This is a genomic window from Ferruginibacter sp. (assembly GCF_049840995.1).
Classification (GTDB): Bacteria; Bacteroidota; Bacteroidia; order Chitinophagales; family Chitinophagaceae; genus Ferruginibacter.
This window is the reverse complement of the sequence record NZ_JASGIP010000009.1, coordinates 184,245-203,774: the sequence shown is the minus strand read 5'-3', so window position 1 is coordinate 203,774 and position 19,530 is coordinate 184,245. Positions and strand designations below refer to the sequence as shown.

The following is a 19,530-nucleotide window of genomic DNA, read 5'->3' as shown; positions in this document are numbered from 1 at the left end:
TGTATGATAGCTTTGTTTTAAATACATCTTTAAAAATTATTTTGGCTGATATCTTTGTTAACTTTGCAGTTCAAAAAATTGCAGCTCATGAAATTTCTTTCTCAATTAAAGATCCAGAAAAATAATAACGGCGTTTCTACAGGCTTACAATGGCCAAAGGCAAAGGGTGAAAAAATCCCTTCCTACTCCCCTGTTGATGGCAAGCTGATAGCAACTGTTACAGGCGCTGATAAAAATAATTACGATACCGTTATCACCAAAGCGCAGGCGGCTTTTACTGAATGGCGTTTATGGCCGGCCCCTAAACGCGGCGAAATTGTGCGGCAGTTTGCAGAAGAATTGCGCAAACAAAAATCTTCTTTAGGTCAACTGGTTTCTTACGAAATGGGCAAAAGCCTGCAGGAAGGATTGGGCGAAGTGCAGGAAATGATCGACATCTGCGATTTTGCTGTGGGCCTTTCCCGCCAGCTGCACGGCCTTACCATGCACAGCGAAAGGCCGGGCCACCGTATGTACGAGCAGTATCACCCGCTGGGTATTGTGGGTGTGATCTCCGCTTTCAATTTTCCCGTAGCAGTATGGAGCTGGAATGCGGCCCTTGCATGGGTTTGCGGTGATGTGTGCGTTTGGAAGGCCAGCGAAAAAACACCTTTATGCGCCATTGCCTGCCAGCACATCATACAATCCGTATTCAAAAAAAATAGTGTACCCGAAGGCGTTAGCAACATCATTATCGGTGGCAGAAATGTGGGCGAATGGATGAGCAATGACCCGAGGATACCACTGGTTTCGGCAACCGGCAGCACCCGTATGGGTAAGGCTGTAGGCAAAGCAGTAGGTGAAAGACTGGGTAGAAGTTTATTGGAATTAGGAGGCAACAATGCCATCATCATCAGTAAAGATGCCGACCTGGATATGGCATTGATCGGTGCTGCATTTGGTGCCGTAGGTACTGCCGGCCAGCGCTGCACTTCCACCCGCAGGCTCATCATCCACGAATCGGTGTACAATAAGTTCCGTGATAAACTGGTGCATGCCTATGGCCAGTTAAAGATCGGCGATCCCTTGAACGAAAAGAATCATGTGGGGCCATTGATCGATAAAGACGCCGTAAAAATGTACCTGGACGCCATTGAAAAATGCAAAGCAGAGGGCGGCAAATTTGTTGTGGAGGGCGGTGTACTGAAAGGAAAAGGATACGAAAGCGGCTGCTATGTAAAGCCCTGCATTGCCGAAGCAAAAAATGATTTCAGCATTGTACAGCATGAGACCTTTGCACCTATTCTCTACATTATGAAATATAAAACCCTGGATGAAGCCATTGCTATGCAGAACGGCGTACCGCAGGGTTTATCCAGCGCCATCATGACCACCAACCTACGGGAAGCAGAGAATTTCCTGTCGCAGGCGGGCAGCGATTGCGGTATTGCCAACGTAAATATCGGTACCAGCGGTGCAGAGATCGGGGGCGCATTTGGCGGCGAAAAAGAGACCGGTGGCGGCAGGGAAAGCGGTAGCGATGCATGGAAAATTTACATGCGCAGGCAGACCAACACCATCAATTATACCAATAAACTGCCACTGGCTCAAGGCATTAAATTCGACCTGTAAGTAAATTTTTATTGCCAATACCGGATTATCGTCTATTTTTATATTGTATTTTGTAATAATAAACTGCGATTGTTGTCGTTATTATTATACTTTAAAATACAGCAGCGACCAGCATGCCCCAAAACTTACGTTTGAACCTTATCTATAAAAAAGCAGTTGTAACCATATTTACACTGCTGTTACTGCAATACGCCACAGCACAAACCCGTTTGGGTATCACTGCCGGTGGGGGCAAAACTTCCTTGTATAAATTCCCTGTTACACCACAGGATTACAATACTTATTCAGGAGCAGGTTCCTGGTGGGCTGGCCTTACTGGCAATATCGGCCTGGTAAAAAACAATATCGATCTTTTTTTAAGCGCTGTATATAATAAAAAGGGATACAAATATTTTTTACAGAAAGATAATGGCGCTGCCAATACCCTTAAAGATTCTGCCTTTACACAGAGTGTAAAATATGTAGACATCAATCTCAACTTCCGCAAAAAATTCATGTTTGGCGAAGAAAGCCCCAATAGTTTCTTCTTTGGTACCGGCCCGGTGGCCAGCATATTATCTGGCGGCAGCGAACAGGTGAAAGTGAATTATTTCGGCACACAAACTTCCATCGATAATACCAACAGCAAATTAAATACAGGCAGCGGTCCCGGCAGTTATAAGCCGGTATTCTTCAGCTGGAGTTTTTCTCTGGGCCTGGAATTCGATCGCTTATCGTTGTGGCTGAATGCCAACATACCTGTATCGGGTTATTTCGTGGATGCACAGCAATCTATCGATCATAAGATAAAATCTTTTGGTATCAATGCCGGCTACACGCTTTTTACAAAAGAGAAGAAAGAAAGAGAGAAAAAGGAAAGAACACCAAAGACCAAACATACATCCACTGTAAAAATACCTGTTGAACCGGTTGACTCACTGAAGGACAGTGATGGTGATGGTATTGCCGATGTGAACGATAAATGTCCCGGCCATAAAGGCACTTTAAAATACGGTGGTTGCCCTGTGCCCGATTCGGATGGCGATGGCGTAAATGATGATGATGATAAATGCCCGTTTGTGGCCGGTGTGGCTGCCAACAATGGCTGCCCTGCCTTTACACCACCGGTTAAACCTCCGGTATCAACCGATACCACCTGCTTTGTGATCTATTTTGAACCTGCGAAGAGCATCCTGCGTACCAATGCCTATGAAACGCTCAATAAGGTATTGGCCATGTTAAGAGCCAACAGCAAACTGAGAGTGAGCTTTAAAGGTCATACCGATTACGTGGGCAGTGAGGAAGCCAACTATAAACGCTCGCTGGAAAGGGCGAATGTTTGTGCCGCATATATCGCCAGCTTCTATATCGATAAGAGCCGTCTTACCGTTCAGGCATTTGGTAATAAGATGCCTGCAGCCGATCTGCTGGATCCGCTGGTACAATGGCAGAACAGGCGTGTGGAAGTATGTGTTTATGAATCAAACGAATAGCCCTTTTATCTTACCATTTAACATTGTATTACAGGCTGATAGCTGCCTATTTGTTAACTTTGCCTATTAAAGCAAGAGAATATTATGCATAGGTTATTGTTAACTTTTTTGATCCCTGCCTTTAGTTTTAATTCCGCTACCGCACAAAAAGAAACCACTCCCAACGGATGGCATATGATGGATAAGGAAGCAGACGGGTATTACGGTGTCAGTTCCCAAAAGGCCTACGATTTTATAAGATCACACAATCTTAAAAGCAAGACTGTTATTGTTGCCGTTATTGATACCGGTATCGATACACTGCACGAAGACCTTAAATCAGTATTGTGGGTAAACCCGAGGGAGATACCGGGCAATGGCATTGATGATGACAAGAACGGTTATATAGACGATGTACACGGCTGGAACTTTTTGGGTGGCAAGGATGGCCGCAATGTGAACGAGGACAGTCCCGAAGCGGCGAGGATCTACTATGGTTTAAAAACAAAATACCAGGGCAAGGAAAAAGAAGATATTGATCCCAGGGATATACAGGAATATACGATCTGGCAAAGAGCCAAAGCCAATGTAATGGGCGAAGATAATGATGAAGGCAAAGTGGATATTGTCCGGATGAAAAAAGTAAAAGCTATTTTGCAGAAAAGCGACAGCATTTTAAAAACAGCGATAGCTAAAGAGGTTTTCAGTTATAACGAACTGAATTCTTTTATTGCTAAAGAACCCAATACAAAGGTTGCAAGGAATACTTTGTTGAGTATTATGAAGGACTATAATCAAACTGATGCCACCAATAGGGAATTCGTAGACGGCTTTTCTGAATTTGTGGATGAAGAAGAAAAGAAGGAAGCCATTAAAAGCAATCCTCCTAAAAATTTCCGTGCCGATGTGGTAAAGGATGATGAATCGAATGTGAACGACCGCAATTATGGCAACAACGATATCATGGCAGGCACACCCATGCACGGCACGCATACCTCCGGTATCATTGCAGCCGTACGTAATAATGGCCTGGGAGTGGATGGTATGGCAGATAATGTACGCATCATGATGCTGCGGGCCGTACCCGATGGTGATGAGCACGATAAGGATATTGCCAATGCCATCCGCTACGCAGTGGATAACGGCGCACAGATCATCAGCATGAGTTTTGGTAAATATTTCAGCCCGCATAAGGAATGGGTGGACGATGCATTCCGCTATGCAGAAAGCAAAAATGTATTGCTGGTACTGGCTGCAGGCAATGATTCCAAGAACCTGGATAATGAAGAAAGTTTTCCCAACCCTGTTTACCGCGATGGTAAAGGCAAAGCCTCCAATCTTTTAACCGTGGGTGCCAGCGGCGATCCCAAGAATGGCGGACTGGCGGCTTACTTCAGCAACTATGGTAAAAATGTGGTGGACGTATTTGCACCCGGCGTAAAGATCTATTCCACTTTACCGGGTGGCAACAATTATGGTAATTTACAGGGCACCAGTTTTGCTTGCCCGCTGGTGGCAGGTATCGCAGCCTTAACGCTGGAATACTTCCCTACCCTTACACCGCAGCAATTGAAATATGTAATTGAAAGATCTGCATTAAAGCCTAAATACAAAGTAACCAAACCGGGCAGTGATGAAATGGTATTATTGGAAGATATCAGTAAGACCGGCGGCATTGCAAATGCTTACGAGGCATTGAAAGTGGCAGCCACTTTAAAAGGCGATAAAAAACAAACCAAAGAAGTGTTGCCCAAGCCCAAACTGATCAGCACCAAAAAAGGATAACGAATTGATACGCTTCCGGCTTCTGCAGCCGGAAGTTTTATTTTAAGCCCATCTGTCCGCTTATTTTGCTTTACACATAATTGCATCCTGCCGCTGCATATTTTATTTTAATTTTACTTTCCTCATACATCACTTAAAGAATTGCATCATGCCAAAACCATTGTCTACTGCCCACCCCAGCTATTTTGATCGCTATATCAGCCTTGTACCCGAAGATGATCTTGCCGTTGCATTTAATAACCAGTTGCCGCTTATTACAGCATTGCTGAAAAGCATTGACGAAGAAAAATCAAATTATGCCTATGCGGAAGGTAAATGGACCATTAAGGAATTGCTGCAGCATATGACGGATACCGAACGCATTTTTGCTTACCGCAGCTTATGTTTTGCCCGTGGCGATAAAGCGTCTTTACCCGGCTTTGATGAGAACGAGTACGCCGCTAACAGCAATGCCGGTACCCGCAGCTGGAATGACCTGGTGGAAGAGTTTTTACTGGTAAGAAAGACCACTGAAATATTATTCAACAGCTTTACAAATGAAGCTTTGAACACCAGCGGTATTGCCAACAACAATCCCACATCGGCATTAAGTATGGGCTTTACAGTGGTAGGCCATGTGTATCATCACAGCAGGATATTAAAGGAAAGATATTTGTAAAAGCATTGCCTTATTGCAATAAAAAGCCCCCGGAGTTACCAGGGGCTTTATTTTATCTATAATGTTTTTATCAATTGTTAGCCTTTGCCAGCGCCTTTTGTGAAACGATCATATTGTTCAGCACTTTCACTGTTTCATCGATATAAATATCACCGCTCAGTCTTTTGATCCATTGCTTGTTCTTTTCCATCCTGTCTTTTGCTGCGTTGATAGTAACCGTGTCTGCCGCAATATTTTTTACACTCAGGTCTTTAGGCAATTTGCTCAGCTCATCCAGTTTTTTATACGTGTCTTTCAATTGCTTTTGCTCTTCCCTGTATTTTGTAATATTCAGTGAATATTCTTTTTCACTGTTAGCACCCAGCCAGTCGATATTGCTCTTGATCTTGCTGAACACTGAACCTTTGTTGATCTGGTCATAAGTTTCTGTTACCACCGCGTCGTTGGTGCTGCTGCTGCTCCAGGTTTGATAATCTGCTTTAGGTATCTCATCCCATGGCAATGCCGCCGTATTATCTTTTTCACGGAATTTCAGGTAATCCAGCCTGTCAGGCAGGATGATATCAGGCGTAACACCTTTTAATTGTGTAGCGCCACCGTTGATACGATAGAATTTCTGCAGGGTGAGTTTTAATGCACCCAGGTCTTCTGCATTTTTATTTGCTGATAATGGATTGTCTGCATCAGGAGATAATGGAATGGTACGCTGTACAGTTCCTTTACCATAGGTAGAAGTGCTGCCCACGATCAATCCCCTCTTGTAATCCTGTATAGCTGCTGCAAATATTTCAGATGCAGAAGCGCTCATTTCATCCACCATTACAGTTAATGGACCGGTATACAATACATTCTTATCCCTGTCTCTTAACACAGTGGCTTTTTCGTCCCTTCCCTTTACCTGGCATATCGGGCCATCCTCGATAAACAGGCCGGCCATTTTTACCACTTCGGGTAAGGAACCACCGCCATTGCCCCTCAGGTCAATGATCAATCCTTCAATATTTTCTGCTTTTAATTTTTCAATTTCCTTGGCCACATCGTTAGAAGATTTGGCGCCGTTCGGATTCTGGAAATCGAGGTAAAAATCGGGCAGGTAGATATAACCGATCTTATGATCACTGTTGATAACGGCGCTTTTTGCAAACGTATCTTCCAGTTTTATTTCATCCCTTAATAAGGATACTACTTTTATTGTTCCGTCAGCCTTCCTGATGGTCAGCCTTACTTCCGATCCTTTTTCTGCACCACGTATCAGTTTTACAGCGTCTGTTACTGCAAAGCCTGAAATATCCACCGGTTCATTCTTGCCTTCTCCAATTTTCAGTATCTCATCATCTACTGCAATGTTGCCACTGCGTTCTGCAGGCATCATGCTTCCAACAAAGCTGGCGATCTTTATCTTACCATCTTCATCTTTCAGCTGTGCACCAATACCATAAAATTTACCACTCATGGTCTCGTCAAACGAACGTTTGTCTACAGGAGGGAAATAATCGGTATGCGGATCCATACTTAATGTAATGGCATTCACGAAAGTGCTGAAGTTCTCGTCGGTGGTTTCATGCGTTTTTTTGGCAGCAGCCATACGGTCCATTCTTTTCTTTACATAATCCCTCGCTTCTCTTTCCAGCGTGCTGTCTGCTTTCTGAACATAATCCTTTTTATCCTTGTTCTTTTCCCTTTCGTCCTGCAGGTCTACAAAACGGCTCAGTACACTGTATTTAATGGATTTTCTCCACAGTTCCTTACGTTCTGCATCGTTTTTAGGAAAGTCGAGTTTTTCACGTTCAAACTGTACGCTTTCGTCTTTACTAAAGTCGAATGGTTTGGATAACAGTTCATTAATGAACACGAAACTTTCGTCGCGCCTTTTAATATAAAGGTCGTTGATGCTGAAAAAGGACTGCAATTCGCTGCCATGGATCTCATCATCGATCTTGCTATCGAACTTTTGGGATAAAGAATCGATATCAGATTTCAGGAAGATGCTTTTTTCATCGTCCAGGTCCTGGGTGAATTTCTTGAATACCACCTGGGAGAAATTGTCATCGAATCTTTTTAGGACTGTAATGACCTTCTTCCAGGTAAGTTCCCACAATACGTAACACTTTTGCGTATTTGGATATCGGATTATCATCCCTGTCGGTTTTTCCCTGCGATTGAAACGCTACAAAGAGGCTTGCCCCGGTAAGCACCAGTATCACCGGTATAAATTTTCTACTCATCATAAAGCTTGCAATTTTTTGCATGATGTAAAAATAACGTAATTATGTTGCTTTTAGTTTAGAGTAAACGCACTAAGCCGAATAATGTTTTGTTAAAGGCTTTTTTTGGAAAAATAACAGGATGAGTGGCGATTTTGCCTTCGATTATCCCCAAAAACAAAAAGATTTCCACTATTAAGCAGAAATCTTTTTTGGGGTAACCAAAGGGGCTCGAACCCTCGACCCTCAGAATCACAATCTGATGCTCTAACCAACTGAGCTATGGCTACCATTTACGGGAGTGCAAAAGTAAAGAAAAACTTTACTCAGTCAAAATTACATTTTGCCTAAGCTGTATAAAATACTTTCTTTGCAGCCCAAATAGCTGATACATGCAATGGACGCACTATATTTTACCCGTACTTTTATCCGCATTCACCGGTTGGGTTACCACCTGGATCGCCATAAAGATGCTGTTCCATCCCCGCAACCCGGTAAATATATTCGGCTTTAAGCTGCAGGGTATCTTTCCAAAGAACCAGCAATTGATCGCACAAAAACTAGGACAGGTGGTAAGCAAGGAATTTTTATCCTTTGCCGAAATTGAAGCAAAAGTTACCGACCCCGGCAACCTGGAAAAATTAAGGCCCGAGATCGAAAGCCATATTGACAAATTTTTGCGGGAAAAATTACCTGCCCTCTTCCCCATGCTGTCGATGTTTATTGGCGATAAAACCATCAACCAGTTGAAAGGCGCTTTTTTGATGGAACTGGAAAACCTGTTTCCTATTCTGATGAAGAGCTATATGACCAAGCTGGAACAGGACCTTGACCTGGAAAGGATCGTGACCGAAAAAGTGGCCGGTTTTTCTTCCGAAAAGCTGGAGGATATACTGGACCAGATCACCAAAAAAGAATTCCAGTTCCTGGAGGTGGTGGGTGCCGTTTTTGGCCTGCTGATAGGATTGGTACAGGTGCTGATACAGGTACTGGGCAGTTGATAACATTTTATTAATTGTAGCTGCAACTCTACAAGTTATTCTACCATTCATCATCTTACTGCCGTATATACAGATTTTTGGGAGGAAATTTGCACCCGGTTCAAAAAACGACCATTTTTTTACAAAACGCCGTATAACCCTTACTAAATACAAACACGCTATGCACTTTCTTAAAACCAGCCTGGGCCTCATTTTACTGTTGTTTTCCGGCAGCTTATTTGCACAAATGCCCCAGGGCCGTGGCCAGATGGGTGGCCAGAACATGAATGTGGGCCATTTTTATGGCAAGATCATCGACTCTGCCACCAACAAACCTATTGATGCCGCTTCGGTACAACTGATCCAGAACAAACTGGATACCGTGACCAAGAAGAGAAGGGATTTTATTGTGGGGGGTATGCTTACCGGCAAAAAAGGTGAATTCAGCCTGGAAAACCTGCCCGTGATGGCTCAGTTCCGTTTAAAAGTTACTGCTATTGGTTATAAGACCATTGAGCAAAAAATATCTTTCCAGCTGAACATGGCTGGCATGAAACCCGGCGGCGGTGGTGATATGAGCAGCATGCTGAATGCGGTGGATAAGGACCTGGGCAATATCAAACTGGAAGTGGATGCATTACAATTAGCGAATGTAACCGTGGTTTCGAACAAACCCTTGTTGACGATGAATATTGACCGCAAGGTTTTTAACGTGGAAAAGAACCTGACCAGCGTGGGCGGAACCGCGGTGGATGTGATGAAGAATGTGCCCAGTGTGAACGTGGATATTGATGGAAATGTTACCATGCGCAATGCTGCCCCGCAGATTTTTGTGGATGGCCGGCCTACTACCATGACGCTGGACCAGATACCCGCAGATGCGATCGCATCCGTTGAACTGATCACCAACCCCAGCGCCAAGTATGATGCCAGCGGTGGCGGTGCCGGTATTTTAAATATTGTATTGAAGAAGAACCGCAAGGCCGGTTACAACGGTAATATCCGTGCCAGTGTAGACAGTCGTGGCAGGCCGGGCTTTGGCGGCGATATCAACATCAAGCAGCAGAAGGTGAACTTTTTTGCATCGGCTATGCTGGGTATGCGTAAATCAAAAAGCAATGTTACCACCGAGCGTACGGACTATTTTACCAATGCCATTGCACATTCCTTACAGGAAAATAACCCGATCAACAGGGGCTTCTTCAGCTTTGGCAGGCTGGGTATGGATTATTTTTTAAACAACCGTAACACATTTACCATTGGTGGTAATATTGTAAGAGGCCAGTTTAAAACAAAAGATTTTTTAACCAGTATCAACGATACTACTTACCCATCATCAAGCGTACACGAAACTTCTACCCGTTTATCCAACAGCGAGGGTAATTTCAGGAACTATGGCAGCACGTTCAGCTATAAACATAACTATGCAAAAGCCGGCAAGGAATTAACTGCTGATGTGAACTTTAACTACAGCAAGAATGACAATGAATCGCAGAATGATCAGAAACAATATGCTGCCAATAACAGTTTAAAGGGTTTGAACCTGTTTCAGAATACTACCGGTGGCGGCACCACTAAATTCTTAACGGTTCAGTCGGATTATGCAAATCCATTGACGGATAAAATAAAAATTGAGGCGGGTGTAAGAGCATCTTTCAGGGATTTTACCAGCTTTAATACAATTACCAATGTGTACAAGGATTATAACGGCCAGGCTTTCTTTGGCAGCAATACGGCATCGGATTATAAATTTACGGATGCTGTGTATGCCGCTTACACTACTTTCTCTCAACAGATGAAAAACTTTACATACCAGTTGGGATTAAGGATGGAAAGCAGCAAGTATGATGGTAACCTGATCACCAAGAATCAAAAATTCAGCAACAGTTATCCTTTCAGTTTATTCCCTAGCGCCTTTTTTACCTATAAGCTGAATGATAAACAGGATATGCAGCTGAACTATTCCAGGAAGATCAACAGGCCTAACTTTTTCCAGCTGATCCCTTTTGTGGACCTGACCGATCCTTTGAACATCACCAAGGGTAATCCTGATCTTGTTCCGGAATTCACCAACCTGGCAGAGTTGTCTTACCAGAACCAGTTATCAAATAAACACTCTTTCTTAACCACTTTATATTTCCGTAATACCAACGACCTCATCACCCGTTATCAATACCGTGATGTGAACCCTAACCCTGCTATTGCAGACAGCGCTACCTTCAACACGTATGCTAATGCCAACAGCAGTTTTACGTACGGTCTTGAATTGACATTGCGGGATAAATTCATCAGCTGGTGGGATCTTTCTACCAACTTTAACCTGTACCAGACCGATCTTAAAGCGGGTAATATCCCAGGAAGTGTGAACCAATCGCAGGTGAGTTGGTTTGCCAAGATCAACAACAACTTTAAACTGCCTAAGAATTATTCTATACAGTTGAGCGGCGATTACCAGGCCAAAACACTGGTACCAGCCAGCAGCAGCGGTGGAGGCGGTGGTGGCCGTGGCGGTGGTATGATGGGCGGTGGCGGCTTTGGCCAAACACAGCCGGGTGCACAGGGTTATATCAAATCGAACTATGGTGTGGACTTTGCTATTAAAAAAGATTTCATGAAGAACAATGCGGCATCATTGACCTTCCAGGTGAGCGATGTATTCAGGACCAGGCTGAGCGCCACGCATGCAGAAAGTTCGTTCCTGATATATGATACACAAAGGCGCCGTGATCCACAACTGATGCGTTTAAGTTTCAACTACCGTTTTGGTAAGATCGATGTTTCGTTATTCAAACGTAAGAATATGAAAGGCGAAATGGACAATATGCAGAATGCGCAGCAGGGCATGGGTAATTAACAGCAATATATCTTTATAAATTCATAAAGCCGGTGAAATGATCCTTTGGGGTGTATTTTACCGGCTTTCTCTATTTCGGTAGTGTAAAATATTTATCTTCGTCCCCTAAATTTTATATACTAATGAACGCTGCCTTTTTTAAAAAGCTCTTACCTCATATTATTGCCATCGCCATTTTTGCAATAGTTGCTATTGTGTATTGCAAACCTGCATTGGATGGAAAAGTATTGAACCAGCATGACACCCAGGGCTGGAGAGGTATGGCGCAGCAATCGCTGGAAGTAAAAGAAAAGACAGGTAAATTTCCCTTGTGGACCAACAGCATGTTTAGTGGTATGCCTACTTACCAGATCGCTCTTGCTCCAGATACCAAGATCGGCGAAGGCATTGAAACCTTCAGGCATGCATTCTCTTTATGGCTGCCTGAGCCCATTGCATTTTTCTTTTTAGCAAGTTTATGTTTTTATATTTTATGCCTTGTGGCCGGCAGCAATACGGTGGTGGCTATTTTCGGCGGACTTGCTTATGCTTATTCAACTTACAATCCTATTATAGTTTCTGTGGGGCATATCACCAAAATGGTGAGTATTGCCTACGCCCCTATCATCATTGCGGGTATTTTATTATTATACGACCGCAAATATTTAATTGGCTTTTTACTGACTGCTTTATTTGGCGCTATCACTATTGCACAAAACCATTTGCAGATCGTTTACTATCTCATTATTGTTGCCTTTACAATAGCGGTTGCCTATTTTGTAAAAGCATACAAGGAAAAACAATTACTGCATTTTGCAAAAGCATCTGTACTTGCAATGGTGGCCGGACTGGTGGGACTGGGCGTTTGTGCAGGCAGCATTATGCCTACTTATGATTATGCCAAAGATACCATGAGGGGTGGCGTTTCTCAACTTACATTACCAAAACCGGGCGAGCCGATTGACAGCACCGCCAGCAATAAGAATAAGACCAAGGGTGGCCTTGATAAAGATTATGCATTGCGCTGGAGTGTTGGCCCAATGGAAACATTCACATTCATAGTACCGGGTTTATATGGTGGCAGCAATGGAGGAAAAGAACATACTGCCGCTCATTCTAAAATGGTTGAGAAGTTTGCAGAGATCGGTGTACCCGAAGAAAGCGCTATAGGTGCCACCAATGGCTATTCTTACTGGGGCAGCATGAGTAAACTAAGTGAAACTACCAGCGGCCCTGTTTATCTCGGCGCTGTAATTTGTTTCCTGTTCATATTCGGATTGTTTTACGTGAACACCTGGCATAAATGGTGGATCGTTGCTGCAAGTGTTATCGGTATTTTACTGGCATGGGGCAGCAATTTTATGGCATTCAATTCTTTCCTGTTAGATCATCTTCCTTTTTACAGCAAATTCAGGGCGCCAAGCATGGCATTGGTGATACCGCAGTTCTGCATTCCATTTATGGCAGTACTGGCAGTAAGTAAACTGGTAAATGAAATAGATCTTGCGGCTGCTTTTAAAAAATTACGTTTATCTGTAATTGCTACCGGCGCAGTGGTAGTAATACTTGCTTTATTCTGGTTAATGGCTGATTATACCGGTAAAGGTGATGCTGATATCAAGAACGGGTTTACAGAAAATTTTTCAAGGTCTCAACCGGGGCAGGCTCCTAACCCGGAAATGTTGCAACAGGCAGAACAACTGAGTAAAGACCTGATGTCGTCTTTACGTGCAGACCGAAAGAGTGAAGCAGGTGGCGATCTTTTAAGATCCGTTTTATTTATTGCAGTGGCTGTTGTAATTACAGGTTTACTGGCAAAGAAAAAACTGAGTCCTACAATTGCAGTTTCAGCATTAACACTGCTTTCATTGATCGACCTTATAACGGTAGACAACCGTTATTTGAGTTATGATAATTACAGGGACCAGGAAGAAGTGAGTGATGCATTTATTCCATCGCCGGCAGACAGAACGATCTTAGCAGATCCGGATCATGCCAACTTCAGGGTATTCAATCAAACCGGCAGCTTTACTACCGAATCGGTAACTTCTTATCACCACAATTCCATTGGTGGTTATCACCCTGCCAAGCTGGGCTTATACCAGGATATTATTGAATACCAGTTAAGCAAAGGCAATATGAGTGTGTTCAATATGCTGAATGCAAAATATTTTATTATGCAGGACCAGGCCGGCAGACCTGTGGCGCAATTGAACACCAATGCATTCGGCCCCTGCTGGTTGGTAAAGGGTGTTAAGTTTGTATCATCGCCTGATAATGAAATGCTGGCTTTGGACAATACCAATTTAAGGGATACTGCTGTTGTTAATGATACATTTAAAAAAGACATTGCACAATTACCGCAATATGATTCTACCGCAACTTTAAAAATATCAGAAAGGCAGAATGACAAGATCACTTATGCTTTCAATGCAGCCACACCGCAGTTTGCTGTATTCAGCGAAGTGTATTACAACCGTGGCTGGGATGCCTTTATTGATGGCAAGAAAGTGCCTTACGTAAAAACCAATTATGTATTAAGAGGTCTCGCTGTTCCGGCGGGTAAGCATACCATTGAGTTTAATTTTGAACCAAGGTCTTATTACCTCGGCAACAGTATTTCTTTCTGGTGCACCATACTGATATACCTTTTGGCAATTGCCACTATTGTATATTATGTTCGCAACAAAAAAACTGCCGGTATACAGCCAGCCAACAGTTAACAAACAGCGGCAATAACATGATACATGTGCTCTGCCTGGCCCCATATCACTTTCTTCCGCCAAAGATGGGGGGACAGAAGTACATTGCTTTATTTAATGAGTTTTTTGGCAAAGAAGTTAATCTTACCTGTATAAGTACCAAAAGTAACGATGCGGCAGCTGCAAAAAATTATACTGTAGTGCCTGCATTAAGCAACAGTACAACCCGGTATATTAACTTCTTTTATTTCTTTACACTGCGGAAGATCATTCGCCGAAATAAAATAACACACCTGATCATTGAGCATCCTTATTATGGATGGCTGGGCATTTTATTACAAAAATTTTGTGGTGTTACACTTGTTGTACAATCGCACAATATAGAAGCGATACGCTTTAAAACCATTGGTAAATGGTGGTGGCGCATTTTATGGCGGTACGAAAAGAGCGTACATCGAAAAGCAGGCATCAATTTTTTTATAACCGATGCGGATAAAGATTTTGCCATTGCTCATTTTTCGCTGGATGCAGCAAGATGCCATACCATTACATACGGAACGGAAGCTGTAGCGATACCACCTGCTGCAGCAAAAGCAGCCGCTAAAAAAATATTGCAGCAGCAACATGCGATTAAAGAAGAGGAGAAAATTCTACTCTTTAACGGATCGCTGGATTATAAGCCTAACCTGCAGGCCGTAGATACGATCCTGCAACAGATCAATCCACTGCTTTTAGCCAACACCCAGTTCAAATACAGGATCATTATTTGTGGTAAAGGATTACCCGCTGCTTACAATAATCTTACTGACTACAGTGATAAAAACATCATCTATGCAGGTTTTGTGGAAGATATAGCTGTATATTTTTCAGGAGCCGATATTTTCATCAACCCTGTTATTGAAGGCGGAGGCATCAAAACAAAGCTGGTAGAATCATTATCATTTAATCTAACGTCGGTGAGTACGCGAAGTGGCGCCTTGGGCATTTCAAAAAACGATGCCGGTAATAAACTACTGGTAGTGGAAGATAATGAGTGGAATGGTTTTGCTGCTGCAGTAATGAATGCCGATATTGCCACCACTACTCCCCCGCCTTTTTTTGATACATTTTACTGGGGCAATATTGCTGCAAAAGCAATTGCAGCACTCAGCTCATAAATTATTTTTTGCTTGCTTTAAGAATGGTTTGCCATAACATGGCCGCGGTAGCATCCCAGGAAAATTTTTTCTTTTGTTCAAACCCCTTTTGTATAAGCGAGGGACAAAGCCCGTCTTTATTTTCGTATAACAGCTGCATGCCTTTTGCAATATCCTGTACATTGAAAGGGTCAGCATATACTGCAGCATCGCCTGCCACTTCGGGCAGTGATGTAACATTGGATGCCAGTACCGGTACACCTGCTTCAAATGCTTCCACCACCGGTAAGCCAAAGCCTTCAAACACGGGCACAAAACTTAAAGCATAAGCCGCTCCCAAAGCAGATTTCAATTCATCATCACTAAGGCGGCCTGCAAAATGTATATCGCTTTTGTAAGCGCTGGTGGTATACACTTCCTGCAATGCTGATTGATCCCATAATGCCGCACCTGCAATTACCAGCTTAAGATCGCTGCCGGTATTTTTTTTAAACTCAGTAAACCCCTGTATCAAACGCAGCATGTTCTTGCGGGGGTGCATAGAACCCACAAAGAAAAAATAAGGTTTACCTTCACTATAGCGTGCCCTTGAAGCTTTCTTCTCCTCTTCATTCAATACATGTAAACTGCTATTGATACCACAGGATACATTGTCTATTTTTTCAGCAGGTATATGGTACAGTTTGCTGATATCCGCCTTGCTGTATTCGGAAATGGTGGCAATGCGGGCCGCTTTTTTTGCAAAGCGTTTAAAGAAAAAACGGTAATAGACCCTGTTCCGGAATGCCAGGTTTTCGGGATAATGCTCAAAATTAAGATCGTGCATTACAGGTAATTGCCTGCAACTGCTGCAAAGCGATAAAAAACCATCGAGTGAAAAAAATAAATCAGGTTGTTGTTTTTTTAATACAAAAGGCAATACCAGTTCCATATAAAAAACATACAACAATGGATGCCGGTAAGGCGGAAAAACTCTTTTGATCTCGGCATTGCTGAAATTGAAATAAGGCTCGGTAAAATTTTTATCACAGAGCAGAACAAAAGATACTTCCGGATTATTTTGTATGATCCGCCGTACGGTATTGATGGTAAAATAACCGATACCATCCAGGTTCTTATTGCGCAATATCCAGCAGTTGATCACAATTTTCATTGCAGCTGTTTTATTTGGTTATCTTTTTAAAGAAATAAAACGCTGAACGACTTACCGGGTTGCTATCCAGTTTTGCTGCTATACTGATGCGGAATTTATTACCAGGCTCAAAAGGCTGGCCGGGAATGAGCAATGCTGCATATGCTTTGCATTGAGTTATAAAATCATCCACCCGCATTTTCCTGGATGCTGCAGGCGTTTTTAATAACCTGTGAGAAAGGCTTTCGCAGAAATACATCAGCATGCCATGGGCATATCTATCGATCACATTTTTTACGGCTTCATTTTCTTTACTCAATGCAGCCATGAACTGTACATATTTTCCAAATGCATCCTGGTATTTTTCCCCGTTGGTTTGCGTGGATACACTTTGATGCACCCTGTAGCTGAAGCATTCCCTGCCGGTTGTGGCTTTGTAGTTAATTAAACAAAGGCGTACCCACAATTCATAATCTGCAAAGATGAGGTTGGGATAATTTTCGGGCATACCTCCTATCTTATCATAATCGCTGCTGCGCATCATGTAACCGGTGCCCATGCTGTCCATAGTTCGGGCCAGCTGGCAGGCTAAAAATTCGTGACCATACTGCACTTCATCCATCGGCATGCAATACCCTGTAAACTGTCCGTCTTTATTGATGAAGGAATAATGCGCCTGGTACAAGCTGGCTTGTGGATGCTTTTGTATCAACCGGTCCATTTCTTCCAGGTAATGCGGATGCAGTATATCATCATGGCCAATGAGCGTGATGAATTCATTCTTATTAATATTCTTTATTCTTGCCCAGCTTTCTTCTATTGTCAGTGACCTTTCGGAAGTATGTACCACGATCCGTTCATTGTTCAACGACCGTATCCATTCAACTGTTCCGTCAGTGCTGCTGTTATCGAGTAGGATCACATTATAATCCTGCAGTGTTTGCGCCAATATACTTTGCAGGCATTCTTTTACATAATGACCGCCGTTGCGTACCGGTAATATGATGGAATATTTATACGGCATCAGGTACATTTTGGCTTACTGCTATCCAGTTGGTTCCGGGGCTCTCATTGCCTTTTTCAAGGTGTGTGCAGATTGCAGGGTAAGGCATCCACAATTGGTATTTACGCAGCGTAAAGAAATATTTAAAGCTGTATTTCACCGCCATTTTCAATATACCGAAATTGATCCTGTCGCCAGAAAATTTCAGGTAAGCGAATGGATTTAGTATATGCGTTTTAGTTAGTATCAGCCAGATGGCGCAATCATTGTTCCCCCTTGCATAAGTAAGAAAAAGGCCTCTCGTCTCTTTCAAAACTGTAACAGTGGTCATAAAAGTTAAACAGGTAGAGTTTGCAGTAAGCCACAAGCGATCCTGCGAATACCTGGTATATCTTTTATGCGCATGCAATGGATGGGTAAAAACATCCATCGGCAGGTATCCGCTGATGAAATCCACGCCCTTTTCCCTGATGAACGCAAAAGCTTTACCAAAATCTCCCGGTGTATATATATAATCGTCTTCGCCAAAGCAGATCACTTCGGCTTTATCCTGTTCGAGTAATATTTCTATCTGTTTGGCAAAAGTAGCACCATTACCGATCCTGTCTGTTTTAGCAATGCTGTAGTTATCTTTAAATAAGGTTGCGATGAGCTGATCATATTCTGGCGGGCAGCCATCCAGTAAAAAGTAATAGTAGATTTTTAATCCTTTTGCCGCGTTAATAAACGAAAGCAATGAATTTTTAACCATCCCGAATTTATCTTCAGCAAAAACGATCGGTGTTTTGGAAACCTTTGGATAAATGCGCCATGCAATTGCGATATCATATTCACGGTTGGTGCTCATGGAGGCATTAGTTTAGTTTTAAAGATATTCCATTTTCTGCAATATACTGTTTGTGAAAGTCCAGCACTTCCATGGTATCATTCAGGCGGATATCTTTTTTGCGTATGATCTTCCTGTAAAGACTTAATACAGGAATGACCATATTTATTTTTTCTGCAAGCAATCTCCACTTCTTTTCATTTTTGCCTGCTTTAAGTTTTTTATACAAAGAATGGAATTCCGCTTTTTCCGCATCCGTTTCCAGGTACCTGCTTACAAAACCACTCATGATATCTTCTTTCAGATCGGGCCTTTCGGCTATGATCACTGCGTACAGATATGGTTTGCTGATGTTTGATATAAGATCTTCGTGCCCGGTTTGTGTAAATGCCTTACAGATGGACTCTGCAATAGAAACATTTACAAACGGAATTTTAGGCAACCATTCCGGGTAGGATATGAATGAGAATTCATCAAAGTGTTGCTTATCCTGTTTTACAACAAACCTACCGGAATTGCTTTTACCGCTGGCGCCTCTCATAGAAAAAGGATAATCCAGGATCACAAATTGTTTGCAGATCAACCCGATGGCAAAAGAGGAATAGACATCCAGCGATGTACCATCCAGCAACTTGCCCGTAACTGATTGTAACTGCTGTAATGTTTTTTTCGATATCAAACGATGATATACCATCGGCAGGTCCCTCGCATAACCATCATCTGCAAACTTTGATCTTTTTAAAACAGTGCTGAGCAGATCGGTATGCACGCTCACATTACCGGTAAAGCTTTTCAGGAATAATCTTTTTTGTATGGCCACTTCGGGAAAGTTACCCCAGAAATACTGGTAAGGTTCCGTTTGCCCCACTGCCTCCAGCTTATTTTCAAATGCCCATTCTGCAACGGTATATACTTCAGGAAACACGGCATCATCATCGCCAATACCGATCATATATTCACCATTTGCATGACTGTAGGCCCGGTTCCAGTTTTCCGTCATGGAAATGGGATCATTCTGAAAAAAATATTTCACCCTGCTGTCTGAAAGGCTGTCGATATAAGCTTTCAGTTCATCCGTATCACTGCAGTCCTGTACAATGATCTCCATATCAGGCGCAGTAACAGTCAACGCTGTCTGAATAGCATAACGTGCTGTTTCGATCCTGTTCTTGGTGGGGATAATTATACTTAATAAAATATCGGGCATTA

14 protein-coding genes and 1 tRNA gene are annotated in these 19,530 nt (G+C 42.8%); 8 read left to right on the top strand and 7 right to left on the bottom strand.

Annotated elements, in window-relative coordinates; all coding sequences use genetic code 11:
* The first annotated feature begins 87 nt into the window (after positions 1–87).
* The 4 genes from amaB to QM738_RS25265 all read left to right on the top strand — a co-directional run bounded on the left by amaB (position 88) and on the right by QM738_RS25265 (position 5,505).
* Positions 88–1,611 (top strand): L-piperidine-6-carboxylate dehydrogenase, encoded by a 1,524-nt coding sequence (gene amaB, locus QM738_RS25280; protein ID WP_462279565.1) that lies wholly within the window; start codon positions 88–90, stop codon positions 1,609–1,611.
* A gap of 113 nt (positions 1,612–1,724) precedes the next feature.
* Complete coding sequence (locus QM738_RS25275; RefSeq protein WP_462279564.1) at positions 1,725–3,083, top strand: OmpA family protein; 1,359 nt, start codon at positions 1,725–1,727, stop codon at positions 3,081–3,083.
* A gap of 84 nt (positions 3,084–3,167) precedes the next feature.
* Complete coding sequence (locus tag QM738_RS25270) at positions 3,168–4,847, top strand: S8 family peptidase (RefSeq protein ID WP_462279563.1); 1,680 nt, start codon at positions 3,168–3,170, stop codon at positions 4,845–4,847.
* Between the two features lie 148 nt (positions 4,848–4,995).
* The gene (locus QM738_RS25265; protein ID WP_462279562.1) at positions 4,996–5,505 is read left to right on the top strand and encodes a DinB family protein; all 510 of its coding nucleotides are present in this window, start codon (positions 4,996–4,998) and stop codon (positions 5,503–5,505) included.
* 70 nt (positions 5,506–5,575) lie between these two features.
* On the opposite strand, the gene QM738_RS25260 is transcribed toward QM738_RS25265, so the two are convergent.
* The 3 genes from QM738_RS25260 to QM738_RS25250 form a co-directional block, all read right to left on the bottom strand.
* Positions 5,576–7,537, bottom strand: coding sequence for a carboxy terminal-processing peptidase (locus tag QM738_RS25260; protein WP_462279561.1), 1,962 nt, complete (start codon positions 7,535–7,537; stop codon positions 5,576–5,578).
* A 13-nt stretch (positions 7,538–7,550) separates the two neighbouring features.
* Entirely contained in the window at positions 7,551–7,733 is a 183-nt protein-coding gene (locus QM738_RS25255; protein ID WP_462279560.1) for a hypothetical protein, read from the bottom strand.
* Positions 7,734–7,922: 189 nt separating this feature from the next.
* Positions 7,923–7,999 (bottom strand) — tRNA-His (locus QM738_RS25250).
* A gap of 102 nt (positions 8,000–8,101) precedes the next feature.
* On the opposite strand from QM738_RS25250, the gene QM738_RS25245 reads away from it, so the two are divergent.
* From QM738_RS25245 to QM738_RS25230, 4 genes are all read left to right on the top strand, one after another.
* Positions 8,102–8,710, top strand: coding sequence for a DUF445 domain-containing protein (locus tag QM738_RS25245; RefSeq protein WP_462279559.1), 609 nt, complete (start codon positions 8,102–8,104; stop codon positions 8,708–8,710).
* A 160-nt stretch (positions 8,711–8,870) separates the two neighbouring features.
* On the top strand, positions 8,871–11,543 hold the full coding sequence (locus tag QM738_RS25240; RefSeq protein WP_462279558.1) for a TonB-dependent receptor: 2,673 nt from the start codon (positions 8,871–8,873) through the stop codon (positions 11,541–11,543).
* Positions 11,544–11,665: 122 nt separating this feature from the next.
* Positions 11,666–14,245, top strand: coding sequence for a YfhO family protein (locus tag QM738_RS25235; protein ID WP_462279557.1), 2,580 nt, complete (start codon positions 11,666–11,668; stop codon positions 14,243–14,245).
* A 17-nt stretch (positions 14,246–14,262) separates the two neighbouring features.
* The gene (locus QM738_RS25230) at positions 14,263–15,381 is read left to right on the top strand and encodes a glycosyltransferase (RefSeq protein WP_462279556.1); all 1,119 of its coding nucleotides are present in this window, start codon (positions 14,263–14,265) and stop codon (positions 15,379–15,381) included.
* Between the two features lies 1 nt (position 15,382).
* Here the strand turns inward: QM738_RS25230 and QM738_RS25225 are convergent, their stop codons facing one another.
* The 4 genes from QM738_RS25225 to QM738_RS25210 are packed head-to-tail and all read right to left on the bottom strand — an operon-like array spanning position 15,383 to position 19,528.
* The gene (locus QM738_RS25225) at positions 15,383–16,513 is read right to left on the bottom strand and encodes a glycosyltransferase family 4 protein (RefSeq protein ID WP_462279555.1); all 1,131 of its coding nucleotides are present in this window, start codon (positions 16,511–16,513) and stop codon (positions 15,383–15,385) included.
* A gap of 10 nt (positions 16,514–16,523) precedes the next feature.
* Positions 16,524–17,516: a glycosyltransferase gene (locus QM738_RS25220; RefSeq protein WP_462279554.1), complete on the bottom strand. Its 993-nt coding sequence runs from the start codon at positions 17,514–17,516 to the stop codon at positions 16,524–16,526.
* Positions 17,506–18,342, bottom strand: coding sequence for a hypothetical protein (locus tag QM738_RS25215; RefSeq protein WP_462279553.1), 837 nt, complete (start codon positions 18,340–18,342; stop codon positions 17,506–17,508). The genes QM738_RS25220 and QM738_RS25215 overlap by 11 nt, the downstream gene beginning before the upstream one ends.
* Positions 18,343–18,349: 7 nt before the next feature.
* On the bottom strand, positions 18,350–19,528 hold the full coding sequence (locus tag QM738_RS25210; protein ID WP_462279552.1) for a glycosyltransferase family 2 protein: 1,179 nt from the start codon (positions 19,526–19,528) through the stop codon (positions 18,350–18,352).
* Positions 19,529–19,530 lie beyond the last annotated feature (2 nt).

Excerpts from the sequence above, each read along its gene's own strand:
- amaB (WP_462279565.1), top strand. The coding sequence starts at position 88 with ATGAAATTTCTTTCTCAATTAAAGATCCAGAAAAATAATAACGGCGTT.
- QM738_RS25275 (WP_462279564.1), top strand. The coding sequence starts at position 1,725 with ATGCCCCAAAACTTACGTTTGAACCTTATCTATAAAAAAGCAGTTGTA.
- QM738_RS25270 (WP_462279563.1), top strand. The coding sequence starts at position 3,168 with ATGCATAGGTTATTGTTAACTTTTTTGATCCCTGCCTTTAGTTTTAAT.
- QM738_RS25265 (WP_462279562.1), top strand. The coding sequence starts at position 4,996 with ATGCCAAAACCATTGTCTACTGCCCACCCCAGCTATTTTGATCGCTAT.
- QM738_RS25255 (WP_462279560.1), bottom strand. The coding sequence starts at position 7,733 with ATGATGAGTAGAAAATTTATACCGGTGATACTGGTGCTTACCGGGGCA.
- QM738_RS25245 (WP_462279559.1), top strand. The coding sequence starts at position 8,102 with ATGCAATGGACGCACTATATTTTACCCGTACTTTTATCCGCATTCACC.
- QM738_RS25240 (WP_462279558.1), top strand. The coding sequence starts at position 8,871 with ATGCACTTTCTTAAAACCAGCCTGGGCCTCATTTTACTGTTGTTTTCC.
- QM738_RS25235 (WP_462279557.1), top strand. The coding sequence starts at position 11,666 with ATGAACGCTGCCTTTTTTAAAAAGCTCTTACCTCATATTATTGCCATC.
- QM738_RS25230 (WP_462279556.1), top strand. The coding sequence starts at position 14,263 with ATGATACATGTGCTCTGCCTGGCCCCATATCACTTTCTTCCGCCAAAG.
- QM738_RS25225 (WP_462279555.1), bottom strand. The coding sequence starts at position 16,513 with ATGAAAATTGTGATCAACTGCTGGATATTGCGCAATAAGAACCTGGAT.
- QM738_RS25220 (WP_462279554.1), bottom strand. The coding sequence starts at position 17,516 with ATGCCGTATAAATATTCCATCATATTACCGGTACGCAACGGCGGTCAT.
- QM738_RS25215 (WP_462279553.1), bottom strand. The coding sequence starts at position 18,342 with ATGAGCACCAACCGTGAATATGATATCGCAATTGCATGGCGCATTTAT.
- QM738_RS25210 (WP_462279552.1), bottom strand. The coding sequence starts at position 19,528 with ATGCCCGATATTTTATTAAGTATAATTATCCCCACCAAGAACAGGATC.